General features: G+C 67.5%; 20 protein-coding genes. 13 read left to right on the top strand and 7 right to left on the bottom strand.

Annotated elements, in window-relative coordinates; genetic code table 11:
* Positions 1-17: 17 nt before the first annotated feature.
* The 8 genes from ACOCMH_RS20830 to rng all read left to right on the top strand — a co-directional run bounded on the left by ACOCMH_RS20830 (position 18) and on the right by rng (position 7,473).
* Positions 18-743 carry a YebC/PmpR family DNA-binding transcriptional regulator gene (locus ACOCMH_RS20830; RefSeq protein WP_427312818.1) on the top strand — a complete coding sequence of 242 codons (726 nt, stop codon included), beginning with the start codon at positions 18-20 and terminating at the stop codon, positions 741-743.
* 89 nt (positions 744-832) lie between these two features.
* On the top strand, positions 833-2,101 hold the full coding sequence (purD, locus tag ACOCMH_RS20825; RefSeq protein ID WP_427312817.1) for a phosphoribosylamine--glycine ligase: 1,269 nt from the start codon (positions 833-835) through the stop codon (positions 2,099-2,101).
* A gap of 139 nt (positions 2,102-2,240) precedes the next feature.
* Positions 2,241-3,152, top strand: a complete 912-nt coding sequence (hemF, locus tag ACOCMH_RS20820; RefSeq protein ID WP_427312816.1) for an oxygen-dependent coproporphyrinogen oxidase — start codon at positions 2,241-2,243, stop codon at positions 3,150-3,152.
* A gap of 34 nt (positions 3,153-3,186) precedes the next feature.
* Entirely contained in the window at positions 3,187-3,900 is a 714-nt protein-coding gene (locus ACOCMH_RS20815) for a nicotinate-nucleotide adenylyltransferase (protein WP_427312815.1), read from the top strand.
* 63 nt (positions 3,901-3,963) lie between these two features.
* Positions 3,964-4,707 (top strand): ribosome silencing factor, encoded by a 744-nt coding sequence (rsfS, locus tag ACOCMH_RS20810; RefSeq protein WP_427312814.1) that lies wholly within the window; start codon positions 3,964-3,966, stop codon positions 4,705-4,707.
* A 53-nt stretch (positions 4,708-4,760) separates the two neighbouring features.
* Entirely contained in the window at positions 4,761-5,240 is a 480-nt protein-coding gene (rlmH, locus tag ACOCMH_RS20805) for a 23S rRNA (pseudouridine(1915)-N(3))-methyltransferase RlmH (RefSeq protein WP_427312813.1), read from the top strand.
* A 31-nt stretch (positions 5,241-5,271) separates the two neighbouring features.
* Complete coding sequence (locus ACOCMH_RS20800) at positions 5,272-5,886, top strand: Maf family protein (RefSeq protein ID WP_427312812.1); 615 nt, start codon at positions 5,272-5,274, stop codon at positions 5,884-5,886.
* A 120-nt stretch (positions 5,887-6,006) separates the two neighbouring features.
* Positions 6,007-7,473: a ribonuclease G gene (gene rng, locus ACOCMH_RS20795; RefSeq protein ID WP_427312811.1), complete on the top strand. Its 1,467-nt coding sequence runs from the start codon at positions 6,007-6,009 to the stop codon at positions 7,471-7,473.
* 51 nt (positions 7,474-7,524) lie between these two features.
* Here the strand turns inward: rng and ACOCMH_RS20790 are convergent, their stop codons facing one another.
* On the bottom strand, positions 7,525-7,848 hold the full coding sequence (locus tag ACOCMH_RS20790) for a hypothetical protein (RefSeq protein ID WP_427312810.1): 324 nt from the start codon (positions 7,846-7,848) through the stop codon (positions 7,525-7,527).
* A 279-nt stretch (positions 7,849-8,127) separates the two neighbouring features.
* Between ACOCMH_RS20790 and ACOCMH_RS20785 the strand changes: the two genes are divergently transcribed.
* Positions 8,128-8,634: a hypothetical protein gene (locus ACOCMH_RS20785; RefSeq protein WP_427312809.1), complete on the top strand. Its 507-nt coding sequence runs from the start codon at positions 8,128-8,130 to the stop codon at positions 8,632-8,634.
* A gap of 21 nt (positions 8,635-8,655) precedes the next feature.
* Here ACOCMH_RS20785 and ACOCMH_RS20780 read toward each other — a convergent pair whose 3' ends face one another.
* Complete coding sequence (locus tag ACOCMH_RS20780) at positions 8,656-9,246, bottom strand: peroxidase-related enzyme (protein WP_427312808.1); 591 nt, start codon at positions 9,244-9,246, stop codon at positions 8,656-8,658.
* A gap of 181 nt (positions 9,247-9,427) precedes the next feature.
* On the opposite strand from ACOCMH_RS20780, the gene waaC reads away from it, so the two are divergent.
* Entirely contained in the window at positions 9,428-10,405 is a 978-nt protein-coding gene (gene waaC / locus ACOCMH_RS20775) for a lipopolysaccharide heptosyltransferase I (RefSeq protein ID WP_427312807.1), read from the top strand.
* Between the two features lie 73 nt (positions 10,406-10,478).
* On the opposite strand, the gene msbA is transcribed toward waaC, so the two are convergent.
* Positions 10,479-12,203, bottom strand: a complete 1,725-nt coding sequence (gene msbA / locus ACOCMH_RS20770; protein WP_427313334.1) for a lipid A export permease/ATP-binding protein MsbA — start codon at positions 12,201-12,203, stop codon at positions 10,479-10,481.
* Positions 12,204-12,302: 99 nt separating this feature from the next.
* Positions 12,303-13,076, bottom strand: coding sequence for a glycosyltransferase family 25 protein (locus tag ACOCMH_RS20765; protein ID WP_427312806.1), 774 nt, complete (start codon positions 13,074-13,076; stop codon positions 12,303-12,305).
* Between the two features lie 293 nt (positions 13,077-13,369).
* Between ACOCMH_RS20765 and ACOCMH_RS20760 the strand changes: the two genes are divergently transcribed.
* Positions 13,370-14,134, top strand: coding sequence for a glycosyltransferase family 2 protein (locus ACOCMH_RS20760; RefSeq protein ID WP_427312805.1), 765 nt, complete (start codon positions 13,370-13,372; stop codon positions 14,132-14,134).
* Positions 14,135-14,182: 48 nt separating this feature from the next.
* Complete coding sequence (locus ACOCMH_RS20755) at positions 14,183-15,256, top strand: glycosyltransferase family 4 protein (RefSeq protein ID WP_427312804.1); 1,074 nt, start codon at positions 14,183-14,185, stop codon at positions 15,254-15,256.
* 30 nt (positions 15,257-15,286) lie between these two features.
* Here ACOCMH_RS20755 and dnaE read toward each other — a convergent pair whose 3' ends face one another.
* On the bottom strand, positions 15,287-18,799 hold the full coding sequence (dnaE, locus tag ACOCMH_RS20750) for a DNA polymerase III subunit alpha (protein ID WP_427312803.1): 3,513 nt from the start codon (positions 18,797-18,799) through the stop codon (positions 15,287-15,289).
* Positions 18,800-19,006: 207 nt separating this feature from the next.
* Between dnaE and ACOCMH_RS20745 the strand changes: the two genes are divergently transcribed.
* Positions 19,007-19,855 carry a sulfurtransferase gene (locus tag ACOCMH_RS20745; RefSeq protein ID WP_427312802.1) on the top strand — a complete coding sequence of 283 codons (849 nt, stop codon included), beginning with the start codon at positions 19,007-19,009 and terminating at the stop codon, positions 19,853-19,855.
* 17 nt (positions 19,856-19,872) lie between these two features.
* Here ACOCMH_RS20745 and ACOCMH_RS20740 read toward each other — a convergent pair whose 3' ends face one another.
* Together ACOCMH_RS20740 and rplS are read right to left on the bottom strand one after the other, a co-directional pair.
* Positions 19,873-20,553: a CoA pyrophosphatase gene (locus ACOCMH_RS20740; RefSeq protein ID WP_427312801.1), complete on the bottom strand. Its 681-nt coding sequence runs from the start codon at positions 20,551-20,553 to the stop codon at positions 19,873-19,875.
* 144 nt (positions 20,554-20,697) lie between these two features.
* Positions 20,698-21,090: a 50S ribosomal protein L19 gene (gene rplS, locus ACOCMH_RS20735; RefSeq protein ID WP_115662753.1), complete on the bottom strand. Its 393-nt coding sequence runs from the start codon at positions 21,088-21,090 to the stop codon at positions 20,698-20,700.
* Positions 21,091-21,126: the final 36 nt, after the last annotated feature.

The following is a 21,126-nucleotide window of genomic DNA, read 5'->3' as shown; positions in this document are numbered from 1 at the left end:
CCGCTTCGGAGAGAATCATGGCCGGTCACTCGAAATGGGCCAATATCAAACACAAGAAAGCCGCCGCAGACGCCAAGCGCGGCAAGATCTGGACCCGCCTGATCAAGGAAATCACCGTGGCCGCGAAGCTCGGCGGCGGTGATGTCGACTCCAACCCGCGCCTGCGCCTGTCGATCGACAAGGCCATGGACGCCAACATGCCCAAGGACAATATCCAGCGCGCGATCCAGCGCGGCGTGGGCGGCATGGAAGGCGCCAACTACGAAGAAATCCGCTACGAGGGCTACGGCCTGGCCGGCGCGGCGATCATCGTCGATTGCCTGACCGACAACCGCACCCGCACCGTGGCCGAAGTGCGCCACGCGTTCTCCAAGCATGGCGGCAACATGGGCACCGAGGGTTCGGTGGCGTTCATGTTCACCCATTGCGGCCAGTTCCTGTTTGCGCCGGGTACGCCGGAAGACAAGCTGATGGAAGCCGCGCTCGAGGCCGGCGCCGACGACGTCGTCACCAACGATGACGGCTCGATCGAGGTCACCTGCCCGCCCAACGATTTTTCGGCGGTCAAGGCGGCCCTCGAAGCCGCCGGTTTCAAGGCGGAAGTGGCCGACGTGGTGATGAAGCCGCAGAACGAAGTCAGCTTCGGCGGCGACGATGCGGCCAAGATGCAGAAACTGCTCGACGCCCTGGAAAACCTGGACGATGTGCAGGAAGTCTTCACCAACGCGGTGATCGAAGACTAAAACGGTAACAAGCTCCCCAACGGCGGCAGCCCGGCTAACAAGACCCAGCTGCCGCCTTTTTGCATGCGTTTCTTTTCTGGCAGTGGATCATGAAAGTATTGGTTGTCGGCTCGGGTGGACGTGAACACGCGCTGGCCTGGAAATTGGCCCAGTCGCCCAAGGTGCAGGTGGTGTACGTCGCACCGGGCAACGGCGGGACCGCGCTCGACAAGCGCCTGCAGAATGTTCCGCTGACCGACCCCGAGGTCATCGCCGCCTTTGCCGAGCGCGAGGGCGTGGCCTTCACCGTGGTCGGCCCCGAGGCCCCGCTGGCCGCCGGCATCGTCGATATCTTCCGCGCCAAGGGCCTGCGCATCTTCGGGCCGACCCAGGCTGCCGCGCAGCTGGAATCGTCCAAGGACTTCGCCAAGGCGTTCATGGAGCGCCACGGCATCCCGACCGCCGCTTACCAGACCTTCTCCGACGCCACCCAGGCGCACGCCTACATCGACGCCCAGGGCGCCCCGATCGTGATCAAGGCCGACGGCCTGGCCGCGGGCAAGGGCGTGGTGGTGGCGATGTCGCTGGAAGAAGCGCACACCGCGGTCGACATGATGCTGGCTGACAACAAGCTCGGCGACGCCGGCGCGCGCGTGGTGATCGAAGAGTTCCTGGACGGCGAGGAAGCCAGCTTTATCGTGCTGGTCGACGGCAAGAACGTGCTGGCGCTGGCCACCAGCCAGGACCACAAGCGCCTGCTGGATGCCGACGCCGGCCCCAACACCGGCGGCATGGGCGCGTATTCGCCGGCGCCGGTGGTCACGCCCGCGCTGCACGCGCGCGCGCTGCGCGAGATCATCCTGCCCACCGTGCGCGGCATGGAAAAGGACGGCATCCCGTACACCGGCTTCCTCTACGCCGGCCTGATGATCGACAAGGACGGCAATCCGAAGACGCTGGAATTCAACTGCCGCATGGGCGATCCGGAAACCCAGCCGATCCTGGCGCGCCTGAAGACCGACCTGGTCGACGTGATGGAAGCCGCCGTCTCCGGCAAGCTCGACAGCATCGAGCTGGACTGGGACCGCCGCACCGCGCTGGGCGTGGTGATGGCCGCGCACGGCTATCCGGACAGCCCGCGCAAGGGCGATGCCATCACCGGCATCCCGGCCGAGACCGACGACAGCGTGACCTTCCACGCCGGCACCACGCTCAAGGACGGCACCCTGCTGACCTCGGGCGGGCGCGTGCTGTGCGTGGTCGGCCTGGCCGACACCGTCAAGGCCGCGCAGCGCGCCGCCTATGCCGCGGTCGAGCAGATCCGCTTCGACGGCATGCAGTACCGGACCGATATCGGTTACCGCGCCATCAAGCGCTGACTGGCCAGCCGCGGCCCGGGCGACCAAGCGGCCGCCCAGCCAGTACAATCGTGACAATGCTGTGACGCACCCGGCAGCCAGAGGCTGCCGGACTGCCATCCGGCCGGTCCATTCGTCGGTTTATCCGATTCAGCCCACCATGATCGATTCCCAGGCAGTCCGTGCCTATCTGCTCGGTCTGCAAGACCGCATCACCGACGCCATCGGTGCCATCGACGGCCAGCCGTTCCTGACCGACGCCTGGGAGAAACCGCCCACCGAACGCCTGCGCGGCAGCGGCCGCACCCGCATCCTGGAGGGCGGCGCGGTGATGGAGCGCGCCGGCGTGGGCTTCTCGCACGTCAGCGGCGACACCCTGCCGCCATCGGCCACCGCCAACCGCCCCGAGCTGGCGGGGCGCAGCTTCGAGGCCATGGGCGTGTCGCTGGTGTTCCATCCGCGCAACCCCTACGTGCCCACGGTGCATATGAACGTGCGCTGCTTCCTGGCAGTCAAGCCGGGGGCCGAGCCGGTCTGGTGGTTCGGCGGCGGCATGGACCTGACGCCCTACTACGGCAACGCCGACGACTGCACGCATTTCCACCGCACCTGCCAGCAGGCGCTGGCGCCCTTCGGCGACGAACTCTATCCCCGCTTCAAGCAGTGGTGCGACGAGTACTTCTTCCTGAAGCACCGCAACGAGGCGCGCGGCATCGGCGGCATCTTCTTCGACGACTTCTCGGCGCTGGGCTTCGCGCGCAGCTTCGCCATGATGCAAGCGGTCGGCGACGCCTTCCTGGCGGCCTACCTGCCGATCCTGCAGGCCCGCAAGGACACGCCCTACGGCGAGCGCGAGCGCGATTTCCAGGCCTACCGGCGCGGACGCTACGTCGAGTTCAACCTGGTGTTCGACCGCGGCACGCTGTTCGGCCTGCAGTCGGGCGGACGCGCCGAATCCATCCTGATGTCGATGCCGCCGCAAGTAACCTGGCGCTATGACTGGCAACCGGAACCGGGCAGCCCCGAAGCGGCGCTGTACACCGATTTCCTGCCAGCGCGCGACTGGGCCTGACGGCTGACCCATGGCCCATCCCGCGCACCCCCGCATGCCCGCCGCCGACGCGGGCGCATCGCCGCAAGCCGCCGCCGCCCGCCCCTACCGCCTGGGTATCCTGGGCGGCACCTTCGATCCGCCCCACGTCGGGCACCTGGCGCTGGCGCGGCTGTGCATCGACCATCTGGGCCTGGACGAGCTGGTGTGGATTCCCACCGGCCAGTCCTGGCAGAAGGGCGACGAGGTGACCCCGGCCGCCGACCGCCTGGCGATGACGGAACTGGCCGCGGCGGCGCTCGGCGACAGCGGCGCCAGGGTCCGCGTCAGCCGCATGGAAGTCGATCGCGCCGGCCCCAGCTACACCATCGACACGGTGCGCCAGCTGCGCGACGAATACGGCCCCGAGGCCTCGCTGTGCTGGCTGATGGGCGCCGACCAGCTGCTGCGCCTGCACACCTGGCATGGCTGGCAGGAACTGTTCGCGCACGTGCACTTGTGCACTGCGACACGGCCGCGCTTTGCGCTGGCGGCGCTGGAGGGTCCGGTGCTGGCCGCGCTGGCCGAGCGCCAGGCTGACACGCACCTGATACAATGCACGCCCTCCGGCCGGATGTGGATCGACCAGACGCTCGCCGTCGACCTCTCTTCCACCCATCTGCGCCAGCGGCTGGCAGCCGGCCAGCCGGCAGATGACCAACTGCCGCCCGGCGTGGCACACTACATTGCCAGCCACGGGCTGTACCGCAACGCCCCGGCCCGGGCATGACCAGGGTTGCATCGACCCCGGCGCCCACCCCCAAACCGATCTGAGCTGAACAAGAAGACACCCATGGATATTCGTAAACTGCAACGCGCCATCGTCGACGGCCTCGAGGATGTCAAAGCGCAGGACATCAAGGTGTACGACACCAGCCACCTGACGGAACTGTTCGACCGGGTGGTGATTGCCAGCGGGACCTCCAACCGCCAGACCAAGGCGCTGGCAGCGTCGGTGCGGGATACGGTAAAGGAAGCGGGCGGCCATATCGTGGCGGTCGAGGGCCTGGAAACCGGCGAATGGGTGCTGGTCGACTGCGGCGACGCCGTGGTTCACATCCTGCAGCCGCAACTGCGCCTGTACTACAACCTCGAAGAGATCTGGGGCGACAAGCCGGTGCGCATGAAGCTGGCCGCCGGTGCCCGCCTGGCCAAGGCCAGCGAGCCCATGGACGAAGACGAGGACGAGGCCCCGGTGCGCACAGTGCGCCGTGCCAGCAACCTGCGACCGGCGCTGGCGCGCCTGCCCGAAGGCATGAAGGAGCCCTCGCCGCCGATGGGCCATGAGGACACCGACGCGGACGCCATCGCCACCATCCGCAAGCCGGCCCGCAAGGCCGCCGCCAAGTCGCCTGCCACCAAGGCCACCGGCACCCGTGCCGCGGCACCGCGCAAGACCGCTGCAGGCACCACCGCGCGCAAGACCGCGACCAAGACTGCCACCAAGACCGCCACCAAGACCGCGGCCAAGAAGGCACCCGCCCGCACCGCCGCGGCCAAGCCGGCCGCGCGCAAGCGCGCCACCCGCTCGGCCTGAGCCCGGGGCGCGGCCGTACGGCGGCCGCGCCGCAGCACCGCATCGTCTGACCCATGCAACTGGTGATCGTGGCCGTCGGCCACAAGATGCCCGGCTGGATCGAAACCGGCTTCAGCGAATACGCCAAGCGCATGCCGCCCGAGCTGCGCATCGAGCTGCGCGAGGTCAAACCCGAGACCCGCTCGTCCAGCAATAACGCCGCCACCGTGATGCAGCGCGAAGCCGCGCGCATCGAGACGGTGCTGGGCAGCCTGTCGAAGCAGTGCCGCATCGTGGCGCTGGATGAACGCGGCCGCGACTTCACCACGGTGCAACTGGCCGCGCAGCTGACCGACTGGCAGCGCGAGGGCGGCGACGTGGCCTTCCTGATCGGCGGCGCCGACGGGCTCGATCCCGCGCTCAAGACCCGCGCCAGCACCCTGATCCGGCTGTCCAGCCTGACCCTGCCGCACGGCATGGTGCGCGTGCTGCTGGCCGAGCAGTTGTACCGCGCGTGGTCCGTCACGCAGAACCACCCCTATCATCGGGCCTGATCCCGGCCGTCGCCGGAAGGCCCCCGCCGCGATGCCCGACACCCTGCACGACTACCTCTACCTCGCCTCGCAAAGCCCGCGCCGCCGCGAGCTGCTGACCCAGCTCGGGGTGCGCTACGCACTGCTGCTGGCCGACGACGATGAAGACGCCGAAGCGCTCGAAGCCGTCCTGCCCGACGAAACCCCCGACGACTATGTCCAGCGCGTGTGCGCGCTCAAGGCCGAAGCCGCGCTGCGCCGCCGCGAACGCCGCGCGCTGCCCGATGCGCCGGTGCTGACCTCGGATACCACGGTCTGCCTGGGCGGCCGCATCCTCGGCAAGCCCGCCGACGGCGCCGACGCCGCGGCCATGCTGGGCGCGCTGTCGGGCACCACCCACCGCGTGCTGACCGCCGTGACGGTGGTGTCCGCCACCGGCATGCGGCATGCACTGTCGGTTTCCGAAGTCACCTTCCGCGCGCTGGAACCTGCCGAGATCGAGCGCTACGTCGCCAGCGGCGAGCCGCTGGGCAAGGCCGGCGCCTATGGCATCCAGGGCCGCGCGGCCGAGTTCGTGGCGCGGATTGCAGGCAGCTATTCAGGTATCATGGGCTTGCCCTTGTTTGAGACGGCAGCGTTACTTCGGCAGGCGCGCCTGCAGTTCTGAGCGGCGCCCCTTGCCATCGGCGAGACTGCCCTCGCGCCAGGCGACTTCACCGGTCAACCTTATCCAGCCGCATACCCGGCCGCTCACCCGGCGGGCCTCCGGCGACGCGTTTCACCCGCTATGACTGAAGACATACTCGTCAACATCACGCCCCAAGAGACCCGCGTCGCCATCGTGCAGCAGGCCGCCGTCCAGGAACTGCATGTCGAACGCACCCTGACGCGCGGGCTGGTCGGCAACATCTACCTGGGCAAGGTGGTGCGCGTGCTGCCCGGCATGCAGTCGGCTTTTATCGACATCGGCCTGGAGCGCGCCGCGTTCCTGCATGTGGCCGACATCTGGCATCCGCGCGACCCCGACCGCAACAATTCCACCCCGCAGCTCGCCATCGAGAAGACCCTGTTCGAAGGCCAGGCGCTGATGGTGCAGGTGATCAAGGACCCGATCGGCACCAAGGGCGCGCGGCTGTCGACGCAGGTCAGCATCGCCGGGCGCACGCTGGTGTACTTGCCGCAAGACCCGCATATCGGCATCTCGCAGCGCATCGAAGGCGAAGTCGACCGCGAGGCGCTGCGCAGCCGCGTGCAGGGACTGGTGCCCGCCGACGAGCGCGGCGGCTTTATCGTGCGCACCATCGCCGAGGAAGCGACCGACGAGGAACTCGGCAACGATATCGCCTACTTGCGCAAGATCTGGGGCGCGATCCGCCAGAACGCCACCACGCTGCCCGCCCCCAGCCTGCTCTACCAGGACCTGAACCTGGCCCAGCGCGTGCTGCGCGACTTCATCAACGACGCCACCGGCGTGATCCAGATCGACTCGCGCGAGAACTACCAGATGCTGCTGGAGTTCGCCAAGGAATACACGCCGGCGGTGCTGCCGCGCCTGTCGCACTACACCGGCGAGCGGCCGATCTTCGACCTGTTCAATATCGACGCCGAGATCGAGAAGGCGCTGTCGCGCCGGGTGGACCTGAAGTCGGGCGGCTACCTGATGATCGACCAGACCGAGGCGATGACGACCATCGACGTCAACACCGGCGGCTACGTGGGCGCGCGCAATTTCGACGACACCATTTTCAAGACCAACCTGGAGGCGGCGCATACCATTGCGCGCCAGCTGCGGCTGCGCAACCTCGGCGGCATCATCATCATCGACTTTATCGACATGGAGAACGTCGAGCACCGCGACGCGGTGCTGTCCGAGCTGAAGCGCGCACTGTCGCGCGACCGCACCCGCATCACCGTCAACAGCTTCTCGCAACTGGGGCTGGTCGAGATGACGCGCAAGCGCACGCGCGAGTCGCTGGCGCACGTGCTGTGCGAACAATGCCCGGTGTGCCAGGGCAAGGGCCAGGTCAAGACGCCGCGCACGGCCTGCTACGACATCCTGCGCGAGATCATGCGCGAATCGCGCCAGTTCAACCCGCGCGAGTTCCGCATCCTGGCCTCGCAGGAAGTGATCGACTTGTTCCTGGAAGAAGAAAGCCAGCACCTGGCGATGCTGGGCGACTTCATCGGCAAGCCGATTTCGCTGCAGGTGGAATCGACGTTCCACCAGGAGCAGTACGACATCATTCTGATGTGAACCCGCCTGCGCCAAATGGAAACAGCCCGCCAATCGGCGGGCTGTATTGTTTCACGGCCGGATCACCACCTGCGGGCTGATGACATAGGCCGCTTCGGGCTGGTAATACACCGGCGGCGGCGGCTGGTACACGACCGGACGGTCCTTGCACTTGCGCTCTTCCTTATACTCGCCGTTGTCCTTCCACTTGCGCTTGATCTTGCAATTGCCGACCCAGAATTCTTCCTTGTAGTCGTTGCCCTTGTCGTAGCGGCCATGGTGGCGCCCATGGTGATGGTCATAGTCGTCCCAGTCGTCGTCGGCATGGGCGGCGGCGCCGAAGGCGCCGAGGAGCACGGGCAGGACCACCAGGGATAACAGCAGACGGGGCTTCATGTCGGAACGGGCAAGGACAGGGTGGAGCGAGGCTAGCATGCGGGCGCGCGCCGCGTTGTATCAAGCTGTTTACGAACGTAACCGCGATGCGCGGCAGGCGCCTGTCCGATGCCGGACTGCCGGGCATTCTGGACTCGGGATTGGCCCTAGCCCACTTCTGTTTGCCATCCGCTATAACTAAACCAAGGTAGTCAGCGGCCTCCGCACGGAGGCCGCGCCCGGCTGTCCGCGCGCGCTGTTCCGGCGCGCCGCCGCCGGTCGGCAAGCAAGGAGTCCGGCATGAACGCCACGAACCATGGAGCCTGTGTGCTGGCCCTCCTGTTATCGGTGGCGTGCGCGCCATTGCCGATCGCCAGGCGCGCACCGCCGCCCCCCGAGGCCAAGGTCGAAGCGCCGCCGCCGCCCAAGGAGCGCGCCACGCCGATCGCGCCCAAGGTCATCAACCTTGCCGCCGCCTGCAAGCGTACCGAGGAAGACGGCTTCCGCGAAGACGCGCTGATGGATGTCAGGGCCAACGAGGTGCGGGCGCTGAAATGGAAGCTGTGGGTATCGCGGCGCGGCAGTTGCGAATTCAACCTGGCCGAGTTCCGCCAGGTCCGCGATACCCCGCACATCGAACTGCAAGCCATCGACGGCAGCCAGTGCAAGTTGCTGGTCTGGCAGGATCCGCGCCGCGTGACGCTGGCCCATGCCCGCTGCGAGAAGCACTGCACGCCAGGCATCTACGAGCAGGCCTGGCCGGTGCTGTTCGATCCCAAGAGCGGTGCCTGCGCCGAAGTGCGCTGAGCCTGCGGCACCGCGGCAACGCTACTTTGCCTTTGGCACGCGGCCCATCAGGTAGAACTCGTCGTTGGGGCGCATGCCGATGGTATTGGCCATGCGGTTGGACAGGCCGAAGAACGCGGTGATCGCGGCAATATCCCAGGCGTCCTCGTCGGAAAAGCCGTGCGCGCGCAGCGCATCGAAGTCGGCCTCGTCGATTTCATGCGAGGCCTTGCACACCTTCATGGCGAAGTCGAGCATGGCGCGCTGGCGCGGCGGGATGTCGGCCTTCAGGTAATTCACCGCGACCTGGTCCGCGACCAGCGGCTTCTTCTCATAGATGCGCAGGATCGCGCCATGCGCCACCACGCAATACAGGCACTGGTTGGCGCCGGACGTGGCGACCACGATCATCTCGCGCTCGCCCTTGGTCAGGCCACCCTCCTTGAGCATCAGGGCATCGTGATAGGCGAAGAACGCGCGGCACTCATCGGGCCGGTGCGCCAGCGCCAGGAAGACGTTGGGAACGAAGCCGGCTTTCTCCTGGACTTCCACGATGCGCGCGCGGATATCGTCGGGGAGGTCGGCCAGCGCCGGGATGGGGTAGCGGCTGATCGGGAATGCCGAATCTGACATGGTGGTCTCCGGTTGGGCAGGCGTCATCATGGTGAGGCTTCTGGCACCAATACTAACGGATCGGGCGCAAGCTGGCGGGCTTCATGTGGCCCATGCATCGCACGGACACAGGTCCGCCGGATCAGGCATACTACGCACCTTCCGAACCAGGCGGCCCCCCCGGACCGCGCTACTGTTCCCGATGAAACGTATTCTCATCGTCAAGCTGACCTCGCTCGGCGACATGGTGTTCACCCAGCCGCTGGTGGCTGACCTGCAGCGGGCCTTTCCCGGCGTCAAGATCGACTGGATCGCCGACTCCTACTGCGCCGACGTGCCACGCTGGAACCCGAATATCGATCGTGTGATCGTCGCACCGCTGCGCGGCTTCAAGAAGGCGCGCAGCTGGGCCGGCCTGCGCGCGATCTTCAGTGCGCTGCGCGCGTTGCGCCGCGAGCAATACGATGCGGTGCTGGACGTCCACGGCGTCTACAAGAGCGCCATCGTCACCTTCCTCGCCCGCACGCGCCATCGTTATGGCTACCCCGTCCAGGAACTCGGCGAGAGCGGTGCGCGCTTCGCCTACAACCATGTGTTCCAGCCGTTCGTGGAAGAGGATTGCGCGCGCAATCGCATGCGCCGCGCAGTGAGCCGCGCGCTCGGCTACGAAATGACCCGGGAGATGGACTACGGCCTTCAAATGCCGGCGGACACGCCCGCCGCGGCCGCCAAGGGCCCATACGCCATGCTGTTCCACGCCACCTCCAGCGAGGAAAAAAAGTGGCCGGTGGCCGACTGGATCAGCGTCGGCAGCGCGATCGCGGCGCGCGGGCTGCGCGTGCTGGTGCCGTGGGGCAATGACGCCGAAAGAAAGGAAGCGGAAACCATCGCGGCCAGCGTGCCCGGTGCCGAAGTCATGCCGCGCCTGAGCATCACCGGCGTGGCGCAGATGGTGGGCAAGGCCTCGCTGGTGGTCGGCATGGATACCGGCTTTGTGCACATTGCCGACGCGCTGCGCCGGCCCACGGTGATCCTGTTCACCACCACCTCGCGCCACCTTTACGGCGTCGATGCGCCGGGTCGCGCGGTGTCGCTGGGCGGCGGCGGCGTGGTGCCGCAACGGGCACAGGTGCTGGCCGCCATCGACGAAGTCCTGCCCAAGGTCACTACCACCAACTGATCACGCCGTCAGGGCGACAAAAAAAGGGCCGGTGCGCATGCACCGGCCCTTTTTGCCGTGGGTCTGCGACCGCCTAGCGGCTGGCGAACTGGATCCGGTGCAGCCCGGCGTACAGGCCATTGGCCGCGAGCAGCTGGGCGTGGGTACCGGTCTCGGCGACGCGGCCATGGTCAAGCACGGCGATGCGGTCGGCATTCTCGATGGTCGACAGCCGATGCGCGATCACCAGCGTGGTCCGGCCCTTCATCAGCGCCTCCAGCGCCGCCTGCACCTGGCGCTCGGATTCCGAGTCCAGCGCCGAGGTGGCCTCGTCCAGGATCAGGATCGGCGCATCCTTGTACAGCGCGCGGGCAATCGCCAGGCGCTGGCGCTGGCCGCCGGACAGCTTCATGCCGTTGTCGCCGATATTGGTATTGACGCCCTCGGGCAGGCCCTTGACCGTTTCCGTCAGGTAGGCCGCCGCCAGCGCGCGCTCGACGCGGGCCATGTCGATCTCGCTGCCGGGCTGGGCGCCATACGCCACATTGGCCGCGACCGTGTCGTTGAACAGCACCACGTCCTGGCTGACGAAAGCGATCTGGTTGCGCAGGTCCTTCAGCGACAGCTCGGTCAGCGGCATGCCGTCCAGCAGGATGCGCCCCGCGGTGGGATCGAAGAAGCGCGGCACCAGGTTGACCAGCGTGGTCTTGCCGCTGCCCGACGGGCCCACCAGCGCCACCACCTCGCCGGGGCTGACGCGCAGGTCGATGCCGTCCAGCGCGGCGCGCGGCGCCTCGCCATAGCGGAAGCCGACCTGCTCGAAGGCCAGCTCGCCGCGGGCACGGCCCAGGGGCTTGCCGCCATCCTGCGGCTCGACCGGCTCGTCGATCAACCGGAAGATCATCTCGGCGGCGGTGATGCCGCGCGTCAGCGGCTGGTTGATGTCGGTCAGGTGCTTGAGCGGCGAGATCAGCAGCAGCATCGCCATCACGAAGCCGGTAAAGCCGCCCACCGTGGTCTGGTTGGCCTGCGCCTGCACCATGGCGATGGTGATGATCACCGACAGCGCCAGCGCGGCCAGGAAGGCCGTGACCGGCTGGTTCAGCCCGCCCGCCACCGCCATGCGCATCGAGTAGTTCTTGAGCCGCTCGGCCACGGTGCGGAAGCGCCCCAGCTCATAGGCCTCGCCACCATGCAGCTTGACCACCTTGTAGCCGCCGACCGCCTCTTCCACGACATAGGCGGCGTTGTTGGTATAGGCCTGGTGGTCGCGGTTGAGCTTGCGCAGCCGGCGGTTGATCTTCGACATCAGGTAGCCAATCACCGGCAGGATCACCGCCACGATCAGCGTCAGGCGCCAGTTGGTGTAGAACAGGTAGATCAGCAGCGCCACCACGGTCAGCGAATCCCGCACCAGCGTAATGAATACGCTGGTCAGGATCTGCAGCACCTGGTTGACCTCAAAGATCACCGCGTTGATCAGCGACGCCGCGGTATTGCGGTGGAAGAACGACGCCGGCGCCTGCAGCAGGCGCTCGAACATCTGCAGACGCATCTTCAGCAGCACGCGGTTCGAGATCAGGTTGAGCAGGTAGCCCGACGCAAACTGCGCCACGCCGCGGATCAGCGCCACGCCGGTCAGGATCGCCGGCACATGCCACAGCGTGCCGGCGTAGTCGCCGCCAAAACCCTTGTCGAGCAGGTCGTTGACGACCTTGGGGATCACCCCCTCGCTGGCGGCCACCACCGCCATCGCAAGGATGGCGCCGATGAAGATGCGCAGCTCGGGGCGCAGGTAAGACCAGAGCCGGCTGGCCATGCTGGACGGCACGGCGGCACCTGGCGAAATGGGCGGTTTGGATGTGGTCACTGAAGTTTCTTCTGGGTGTAGGCGGCGTTGCGGCAGCAGGGCACGGCGCTAGCCCGGCCGCTTCTGGCGCGCGACGCGCAGGAAGGGCCTGACCAAGACCTGGAACAGGAAGCGCTGGTAGACATAGCGGCGCAGATAATAGCCGACACTGCGGCGCGCCTTGTCGGTGGCGTCGAGGTCGGCGCGATGCGTTTCCAGCGACGAGGCCTCGGCCAGCTCGGTCAGGCCGATGCAATAAGGGACTACGGCGCGGACCGAGACCAGGCCGCGCCGCTCGAACGCGGACCAGTAGTCGGCCGCGCACCAGGCTGGCTGCAGTCCCGCCAGCAGGCGTTCGGCGGCAGCGCGGGTAACGACATAGCCATGCGCGCGCCACCATTCGCCATAGCGCCGCACCAGCTTGCGTTGCGCACCGAGCGGTCTGGTGCCCCAGCGGGTAAATTTGTCGACATGCGACAGCAGCACCACGTCAGGGCTGGCGGGGTCCATCTGCGACGCCAGCGCCGCCAGCACCGCCGGCACGTCATCGCCCAGCAGCGCGTCGTCTTCCAGCACCAGGGCCAGGCTGGCGCCGTCTTCGAGCATCTTGCGGTAGACCCCGAGGTGGCTCAGCGCGCAGCCGATCTCGCCGCGGCTCATCGGGCGATAGCTGGCGCTGGCGGCATGGGCATCGTAGCGGCGCGCGACTTCGTCCTCGGACAAGGCGCGTCCGTTCACGGCGGGGAACACCTGGAAGGGCACCCCGAGACGCGTCAGCTGGCCGGCAATGCGCTGCCGGCGGGCCTCGGCGGCTTCGAGATTGATGACATAGGCGCCGATCATGCCGCCACCGCGTGCTGGCCGAACCGGCGCCAAAGGAAGGTCGATGCGGCACACGCCTGCAGGGATAAAACGGTTTCCATCCCTGTGGGTCGGGACCAATGTGCTGTTTTCATCAACTTGGCAACTGAGATTTCGGCTTTGGCACGCGCCGGCGCGCGCCCGCGCGAGGCGGCGGGAGGCTGCGGAGCCACTACGCCGGTGCGGTAGAATACGCGCTCTTCCATCAGCGCCCGGCTGGCGGCGACGCCGGCGACCTGCCGGCCTGGCCCGACCGGGGCGCGCCCCTACGTTCCATGAGAGTCTCCGCCGTCATCATTACCAGGAATGAAGCTCACAATATCGGGCCATGCCTTGAAAGCGTGTCCTGGTGCGAAGAGGCGATTATAGTGGATTGGGCCAGCACGGACGACACGGTGGCGATCGCGCGTGCCGCCGGCGCCACCGTGATCCAGACCGACGATTGGCCGGGCTTCGGCCCGCAGAAAAACCGCGCGGTCCGGGCCGCCAGCGGGGACTGGATCCTCAGCCTGGACGCCGATGAACGCGTCCCCCCCGCGCTGCGCGACGAGATCCTGAGCCACTTGCGCCAGGCCGATGCGCAGGCGCTTGCGCTGCCGCGCCTGTCCGCATTCTGCGGCACCTTCGTGCGCCACGCGGGCTGGTATCCGGATTACGTCACCCGGGTCTTCCGCAACGGCCGCGGCCGCTTCACCGACGACCTTGTGCACGAACACCTGCAGGTGGACGACCCGATCACACGGCTGCGCGAGCCGCTGGTCCACTACAGCTACCGCTCGCTGTCGGACGTGCTGCGCAAGATCGACAGCTATTCCAGCGCGGGCGCCCAGCAGGCCTATGCGCGCGGCAAGCGCAGCTCGGTCGCATCCGCCGCGGGCCACGGCCTGTGGGCGTTCGTGCGCACCTACCTGCTCAAGCGCGGCTTCCTCGACGGCGGCGCCGGCTTCGGCGTGGCGCTGATGAATGCGCAGGCCAGCTACTACAAGTACGCCAAGCTGGCGCAATTGCACGCCGCGGCGCAAAGCAAGGCTGCCGGCTAAAGCGCTCGACGCGGTCGCGCGCCGCCCTATCCCCTACCTTCTCGATCGATGAAAGTTGGCATCTCCTGCAATCGCTTCGGCGCCGGTGGCGGCCTGGAGCGCTACGCGCTCGACATCAGCCGGGCCATGGCGCGGCGCGCCGATACCGAAGTCTCGGTCTACGCGCGCCGTTTCGACGCTGGCGTGGCGGCATCCGCGGGGGTTGCCGCGCACCGGATCGTGGTGTCTTGGCTGCCGGGCAAGCTGCGCGACCGCTATTTCTCGTGGCGGCTGCAGGCGCGCCGCGATGGCGACGAAGTGCTGATCGGCTGCAACCGCGTGCGCGGTTCCGATATCGCCATCTGCGGCGGCACGCATCGCGGCTATCTGGCCGCGCGCGGCACGCCGGCGCGGCGCTCGGACCAGTGGCAGATCGCACTGGAAAGCGCGCAATATGCCGGCGCGCACCGCGTGGTGGCGCATTCCGCGCTGATGCGGCGGGAAGTGATCGAGTTGTACGGGATCGCGCCCGAGCGCGTCGAGCTGGTCTACCCCCCGGTCGACACGCAGCGCTTCACCCCGGTTGACACCGCGGCGCGCGCCGCGCTGCGGCGCGAGTTCGGCTTCGGCGACGACGAGATCGTGTTCCTGTTTCCGTCGTCGGGCCATGCACGCAAGGGTTTCGACCTGCTGGCCGACTATTTTTCGAAGTCGGACCTGCCGATCACGCTGGCGGTGGCGGGCCGCCCGGTCGGACGCACCATCGCGCGCGTGCGCGAGCTGGGCTACAGCAGCCGCATCGACGCGCTCTACCGCGCCGCCGACTTCACCATCCTGGCGTCGGGCTATGAGCCGTTCGGGCTGGTGGGCGTGGAATCGGTGCTGTGCGGCACGCCGCTGGTCTTTGCCGACAATATCGCCTGCCTGGAGGTCATCCGGCCGCAAGCGGTGCATGCGTTCTCGCGCGCGCGCCCCGAGACGCTGGACCACGCCATCCGCGCCGCGGTCGAGTCCGTGCGCAACGGCCAGGCTCGGCTGGCGAACCCGCTGGGCCTGCTCGATTACGATCCCGGCATCGATGCCCACGTCGACACCCTGCTGCGGCTCGCGGCCAGCGCGCGCGCCGCCCGGCACCGCGCCTGACGCAGCGCCCGGCAGGCATGGAGGCCGTGCTTATTCGTAGACCGTGCTGACGGCGTCCGCCGACAGCACCTGCCGCAGCGCGGTCAGCGCCTCATCCGAGGGCACCACCTGCCAGTCGGGGCCGAGCATGGCCTCACAGCTGGCGGACTTCGCCTCGTAGCGAATCCGCACTGGCAAGCCCTGCACGCCGCTGGCACGGGCCAGGTGGGGCATCAGCAGCTCGCGCAGCATGCCGGTCGAGGAATTGCCGTTCATCGAGAGCCGCACCGCGCTGGCAAAGCGCACGCGCGCGGCGACCAGGTCCATCACCGATTCCGCGGTGAAGCGGACCCCGCCCGTGAAGGTATCGTGGCGCGCATTGCCGGTGGCGATCAGCAATTCGTCTTCGCGGAACATCTGCCGGTTGGCGTCGAAGACCTCGTTGAACACCGTCATCTCGACCAGGCCGGTGCCGTCGTCGAGCGTGACGATCAGCATCTTGCCGCGCTGGGTCATCTGCGTGCGCATGCCGCTGATCACGCCGGCGATGGTCTTGCCGCGCACGTCGCGGCCGAAACCGCCGCCGTTGCCCTGCACTTCCTTTTCCAGCGCCGCCAGCGTGCCCTTGTTGAAGCGGCGCACCTCGTCGCGGTAGGCGTCGAACAGGTGGCCCGAGAAGTAGTAGCCGAGCGCCTGCTTTTCTTCCTGCAGCGTGCGCTTGGGGCTCCAGCGCGGCTCGTCGAGCAGCTCCGGGCGGTGCGCGTCGCCGCCGTCGCCCATCAGGTCGAACAGCGACACCTGGTTGGCAGACTCGGCCTTCTGCTCGGCGGCTTCCATCGCGATCGGCACCGACGCCAGCAGCTGCGCGCGGTTGTCGTTGAGGCTGTCGAAGGCGCCGGCGCGGATCAGCGCCTCGATGGTGCGGCGGTTGACCTGGCGGCGGTCGACCCGCTCGCAGAAATCGAACAGGTCGGTGAAGGGCCGCTCTTCGCGTGCGCGCAGGATGTCTTCGATGGCGCCCTGCCCGCTGCCCTTGATGCCGCCCAGGCCGTAGCGGATGGTCTTGGGGTCCGTCGGCGCAAAGCGGTATTCGCTGGCGTTGACGTCCGGCGGCAGCACCGCGATCTTGTTGAGCTTGCAGTCCTCGTAGAGGATCTTGACCTTGTCGGTGTCGTCCATGGCCAGCGACATGTTGGCTGCCATGAATTCGGCCGGATGGTGGGCCTTGAGCCACGCGGTGTAGTACGCCAGCAGTGCGTACGCGGCCGCGTGCGACTTGTTGAAGCCGTAGCCGGCGAACTTCTCCATCAGGTCGAAGATGTCATCCGCCTGCTGCGCGGACAGCCCGTTCTTGTCGGCGCCTTCGCGGAACATCACGCGGTGCTGCGCCATTTCCTCGGGCTTTTTCTTGCCCATCGCACGGCGCAGCAGGTCGGCGCCGCCCAGCGAGTAGCCGCCGATGATCTGCGCCATCTGCATCACCTGCTCCTGGTAGACCATGATGCCGTAGGTCTCTTTCAGGACGGGTTCGACGCGCGGATCGGGGTACTCCACCTTCTCGCGCCCGTGCTTGCGCGCGCAGAAGCTGGGGATCAGGTCCATCGGGCCCGGGCGGTAGAGCGCCACCAGCGCGATGATGTCCTCGAAGCGGTCAGGCTTGGCATCCTTCAGCATGCCCTGCATGCCGCGGCTTTCCAGCTGGAACACGGCGACCGTGTTGGCGGTCTTGAGGATATCGAAGGCGGGGCCGTCGTCGAGCGGGATCTGGCTGCAGTTCCAGTCGGCCTTGCTGGGATCGAGCCGGCGGATATAGCGTTCGGCCCAGTCCAGGATGGTCAGCGTGGTCAGGCCCAGAAAGTCGAACTTGACCAGGCCGGCGGCCTCGACGTCGTCCTTGTCGTACTGGCTGACCACGCCGCTCATGCCGTCGTTCTGCGCGCCCTGCGTGTACAGCGGGCAGAAATCGGTGAGCCGGCCTGGCGCGATCAGCACGCCGCCGGCGTGCATGCCGACGTTGCGGGTCATGCCTTCGACGCGTTGCGCCAGCTCCAGCAGCTGGCGCACTTCTTCCTCGTTGCGCTCGCGCTCGGTCAGCAGCGGCTCTTCCTTCTTGGCCTCTTCGATGGTGACCAGCTTGCCGGGCTTGAACGGGATCAGCTTGGCGATGCCGTCGACAAAGCCATAGCCCAGGTCGAGCACGCGGCCCACGTCGCGCACCGCGGCCTTGGCCGCCATGGTGCCGAAGGTGGCGATCTGCGACACCGCGTCCTTGCCGTACTTCTCCTTCACGTACGTGATCACGCGATCGCGCCCGTGCTGGCAGAAGTCGATGTCGAAGTCGGGCATCGAGACCCGTTCCGGGTTCAGGAAACGCTCGAACAGCAGCGCGTACTTGAGCGGGTCCAGGTCGGTAATGCCCAGCGCGTACGCGACCAGCGAGCCCGCGCCCGAGCCCCGGCCCGGTCCCACCGGCACGCCGTTGTTCTTGGCCCAGTTGATAAAGTCCGCCACGATCAGGAAGTAGCCGGGGAAGCCCATCTTGATGATGGTGCCGGTCTCGAATTCCAGCCGCGCGTAGTATTCCGGGCGCCTGGCCTCGCGCACCGCCTCGTCGGGGAACAGCACCGCCAGGCGCTTCTCCAGGCCTTCCTTGGCCATGAACACGAGGTAGTCGTCCAGCGACATGCCGTCCGGCGTCGGGAACAGCGGCAGGCGCGGCTTGCCCAGCTCCAGCGTCAGGTTGCAGCGGCGCGCGATCTCGACCGCGTTCTCCAGCGCCGAGGGGATGTCCGCGAACAGCGCACACATCTCGTCCTGGGTCTTGAAGTACTGGTCGGTGGTAAAGCGGCGGGTGCGGCGCGGGTTGGCCAGCAGCTCGCCCTCGGCGATGCACACGCGCGCCTCATGCGCGGTGAAGTCGTCCGGCGTCATGAACTGCACCGGATGCGTGGCCACCACCGGCAACTGCAGCGCTGCCGCCAACTGCACCGCCTGCTGCACGTAGGCGTCGGTGCCGGCGTGGCCGGCGCGCTGCAGTTCGATGTAGAAGCGCTGCGGGAACACCGAGGCCCAGTGCTGCGCGGCGCGGCGCGCGCCTTCGGCGTTGCCGTTGGCCAGCGCCATGCCGATATCGCCGCCCATCGCCCCCGACAGCGCGATCAGGCCCGTGGCCAGCGGCAGGTCATCCTCGCCCGGTTCCTGGAACCAGGCCGGATCGATCTCGGCGCGGCCGCGGTGCTGGTTGCCCAGCCACGCGCGCGACAGCAGCATGCACAGGTTCAGGTAGCCGCGGAGGTCCTGCACCAGCAGCAGCAGGCGCGCGGGCTTGTCGCGATCCTCGGCGTTGGTCAGCCAGACGTCGGCCCCGACCACCGGCTTCACGCCCTTGCCGCGCGCTTCCTTGTAGTAGCGGATCAGGCCGAAGGCGTTGGCAAGGTCCGTCAGGGCGAGCGCGCCCATGCCATCGGCGGCGGCGGCCTTGACGGCGTCATCGAGACGGACGATGCCGTCGACGATGGAGTATTCGGAATGCAGGCGGAGGTGTACGAAGCGGGGTGCAGACATGGGCGACATTGTACCGGCTCGGCCCGCAGGCATGCCGCCAATGTTGCGCGCCACCGGAGTTGGGGCAGCGCGGCGCAAAGCTGATCGGCGTGCTGGGGAATGCGCCACGCGAGGGGTGCGCGCACGCTATAATTTCGCCTTTCCAATCAGGCAGTTATCGCAAGCTGTCGGCGCCCCTCGGACGCCGCCGCGCGGGCGCAGTCTCCCATGCAGATCGTCAATATTTCCGCTTACAAGTTTGTCTCGCTGGACGACATCGAGACCCTGCGCCCGGCCATGCGCGAGCGCTGCGAGGCGGCCGGCCTGAAGGGCACGATCCTGCTCGCGCCGGAAGGCATCAACCTGTTCCTGGCCGGCCCGCGCGCCGCCATCGACGACTTCATGGCCTGGCTGCATGCCGATGCGCGCTTCGCCGATATCGCGCCCAAGGAAAGCCTGTCGGACAACCAGCCCTTCAAGCGCATGCTGGTGCGCGCCAAGAAGGAAATCATCACCATGAAGATGCCGCTGATCCGCCCCGAGGCAGGCCGCGCGCCATCGGTGCGGCCGGTGGACCTGAAGCGCTGGCTCGACCAGGGGCACGACGACGAAGGCCGTCCGGTGGTAATGCTCGATACGCGCAATGATTTCGAGGTGGCGGTCGGCACGTTCGCCGACGCGGTCGAGTACGACATCGCCAGGTTCAGCGAATTTCCCGACGCCGTCGCGGCGAACAAGGCCGCGCTGGAAGGCAAGACCGTGGTGTCGTTCTGCACCGGCGGCATCCGCTGCGAGAAGGCCGCGATCCACATGCAGGAGGTTGGCGTCGAGCGCGTGTACCAGCTCGAGGGCGGCATCCTGAAGTACTTCGAGGAGGTCGGCGGCAGCCACTATCGCGGCGACTGCTTCGTCTTCGACTACCGCACCGCGCTGAATCCCAGCCTGGAGCCGGCCGGCCCCAAGCAGTGCTTTGCCTGCCGCGCCGTGGTCACGCCCGAACAACAGCAAAGCCCGCACTATGTGGTCGGCAAGAGCTGCCCGCACTGCATCGGCGGCAAGGGCCAGGCCGCGGCCTGACGCCGATTCGCGGCGGCTCAGGCCGCCAGCAGGTGGTAGAGGTTGCGCAGCATGCCGGCGGTGGCGCCCCAGATAAAGCGCTGGCCGCCGTTCTCGCGCGGATAGGGCATGGCGTAGAACATGCGCTCGCCGTCGACCCAGCGGAACAGGCGCCGCTCATGGTGGGACGGGTTCATCAGGAAGGCCAGCGGCACTTCAAAGACATCGGCCACTTCCGACGCGTCCGGGCGCAGCGTAAAGCCATCGCGCACCAGCCCCACCACCGGGCTCACGTGGAAGCCGGTGCCGGTGATGTAGTCCGGCAGCGCGCCCAGCACTTCGACATAGTCGCGAGCCAGCCCCACTTCTTCTTCGGTTTCCCGTAGCGCCGTGTCGATGCGGTTAAGGTCCCAGGACTCCTGCCGCCCGCCCGGGAAGCTGATCTGCCCGGGATGCGCGCTCAGGTTGGCATTGCGCTGCGTCAGCAGCACCGTCAGGCCATCGCGGCGCTCCACCAGCGGCACCAGCACGGCGGCGTCGCGAAGGCCGCGGCTGCGGTCATAGACGCGTGATTCATCGGTCAGTTCGGGCGCCCATGCCGGCGGCGCCTCGAAGCGGTGCCGGATAAAATCGACGTGCAGGCGCGGCGCGCTCAGTGCGCCATTGCGCAGGTCGGTGTCGATGACGGGAAGGGATTCGGGGTCGAAAGCAGGACGCATAACATCGCAAGTATGACAGAAGCGCGCAATCTGGCGCCGCAGCAAAACACGCCCGCCGTTGCCCGCGCCCATGCAAAAAGGGCACCCTGGGGTGCCCTTCCTGAGGAAATGCCTGGCCGGGCTGCCCCGGCCGGCATGCCTGGCTTACTGCGCAGCCTTGGCAGCGACAGCAGCCTTCGACACCAGCTTTTCCTTGATACGCGCGGACTTGCCCGAACGCTGGCGCAGGTAGTACAGCTTCGCGCGACGCACGTCGCCGCGGCGCTTCACTTCGATGCCGGCGATCAGCGGCGAGTACAGCTGGAACGTACGTTCCACGCCTTCACCCGACGAAATCTTGCGCACGATGAAGGACGAGTTCAGGCCGCGGTTGCGCTTGGCAATCACGACGCCTTCGTAGGCCTGCACGCGCTTGCGGTTGCCTTCCACCACGTTGACGCTGACGACAACGGTGTCGCCGGGCGCGAATGCGGGGATGGTCTTGTTCGCGGTCAGGCGCGCGATCTCTTCCTTCTCGATCTGTTCGATGAGGTTCATCGTTTCTTCTCCGTAACCATCGTGCCGACGTTGTAT

Source organism: Cupriavidus sp. H39, assembly GCF_050271075.1.
Taxonomy (GTDB): Bacteria; Pseudomonadota; Gammaproteobacteria; order Burkholderiales; family Burkholderiaceae; genus Cupriavidus; species Cupriavidus necator_B.
The sequence above is the reverse complement of the archived record's forward strand: the minus strand, read 5'-3'. Positions and strand labels throughout refer to the sequence as shown.

What these genes read in the sequence shown, in the direction of transcription:
- ACOCMH_RS20830 (WP_427312818.1), top strand. Translation starts at nt 18, where the DNA reads ATGGCCGGTCACTCGAAATGGGCCAATATCAAACACAAGAAAGCCGCC.
- purD (WP_427312817.1), top strand. Translation starts at nt 833, where the DNA reads ATGAAAGTATTGGTTGTCGGCTCGGGTGGACGTGAACACGCGCTGGCC.
- hemF (WP_427312816.1), top strand. Translation starts at nt 2,241, where the DNA reads ATGATCGATTCCCAGGCAGTCCGTGCCTATCTGCTCGGTCTGCAAGAC.
- ACOCMH_RS20815 (WP_427312815.1), top strand. Translation starts at nt 3,187, where the DNA reads ATGCCCGCCGCCGACGCGGGCGCATCGCCGCAAGCCGCCGCCGCCCGC.
- rsfS (WP_427312814.1), top strand. Translation starts at nt 3,964, where the DNA reads ATGGATATTCGTAAACTGCAACGCGCCATCGTCGACGGCCTCGAGGAT.
- rlmH (WP_427312813.1), top strand. Translation starts at nt 4,761, where the DNA reads ATGCAACTGGTGATCGTGGCCGTCGGCCACAAGATGCCCGGCTGGATC.
- ACOCMH_RS20800 (WP_427312812.1), top strand. Translation starts at nt 5,272, where the DNA reads ATGCCCGACACCCTGCACGACTACCTCTACCTCGCCTCGCAAAGCCCG.
- rng (WP_427312811.1), top strand. Translation starts at nt 6,007, where the DNA reads ATGACTGAAGACATACTCGTCAACATCACGCCCCAAGAGACCCGCGTC.
- ACOCMH_RS20790 (WP_427312810.1), bottom strand. Translation starts at nt 7,848, where the DNA reads ATGAAGCCCCGTCTGCTGTTATCCCTGGTGGTCCTGCCCGTGCTCCTC.
- ACOCMH_RS20785 (WP_427312809.1), top strand. Translation starts at nt 8,128, where the DNA reads ATGAACGCCACGAACCATGGAGCCTGTGTGCTGGCCCTCCTGTTATCG.
- ACOCMH_RS20780 (WP_427312808.1), bottom strand. Translation starts at nt 9,246, where the DNA reads ATGTCAGATTCGGCATTCCCGATCAGCCGCTACCCCATCCCGGCGCTG.
- waaC (WP_427312807.1), top strand. Translation starts at nt 9,428, where the DNA reads ATGAAACGTATTCTCATCGTCAAGCTGACCTCGCTCGGCGACATGGTG.
- msbA (WP_427313334.1), bottom strand. Translation starts at nt 12,203, where the DNA reads ATGGCCAGCCGGCTCTGGTCTTACCTGCGCCCCGAGCTGCGCATCTTC.
- ACOCMH_RS20765 (WP_427312806.1), bottom strand. Translation starts at nt 13,076, where the DNA reads ATGATCGGCGCCTATGTCATCAATCTCGAAGCCGCCGAGGCCCGCCGG.
- ACOCMH_RS20760 (WP_427312805.1), top strand. Translation starts at nt 13,370, where the DNA reads ATGAGAGTCTCCGCCGTCATCATTACCAGGAATGAAGCTCACAATATC.
- ACOCMH_RS20755 (WP_427312804.1), top strand. Translation starts at nt 14,183, where the DNA reads ATGAAAGTTGGCATCTCCTGCAATCGCTTCGGCGCCGGTGGCGGCCTG.
- dnaE (WP_427312803.1), bottom strand. Translation starts at nt 18,799, where the DNA reads ATGTCTGCACCCCGCTTCGTACACCTCCGCCTGCATTCCGAATACTCC.
- ACOCMH_RS20745 (WP_427312802.1), top strand. Translation starts at nt 19,007, where the DNA reads ATGCAGATCGTCAATATTTCCGCTTACAAGTTTGTCTCGCTGGACGAC.
- ACOCMH_RS20740 (WP_427312801.1), bottom strand. Translation starts at nt 20,553, where the DNA reads ATGCGTCCTGCTTTCGACCCCGAATCCCTTCCCGTCATCGACACCGAC.
- rplS (WP_115662753.1), bottom strand. Translation starts at nt 21,090, where the DNA reads ATGAACCTCATCGAACAGATCGAGAAGGAAGAGATCGCGCGCCTGACC.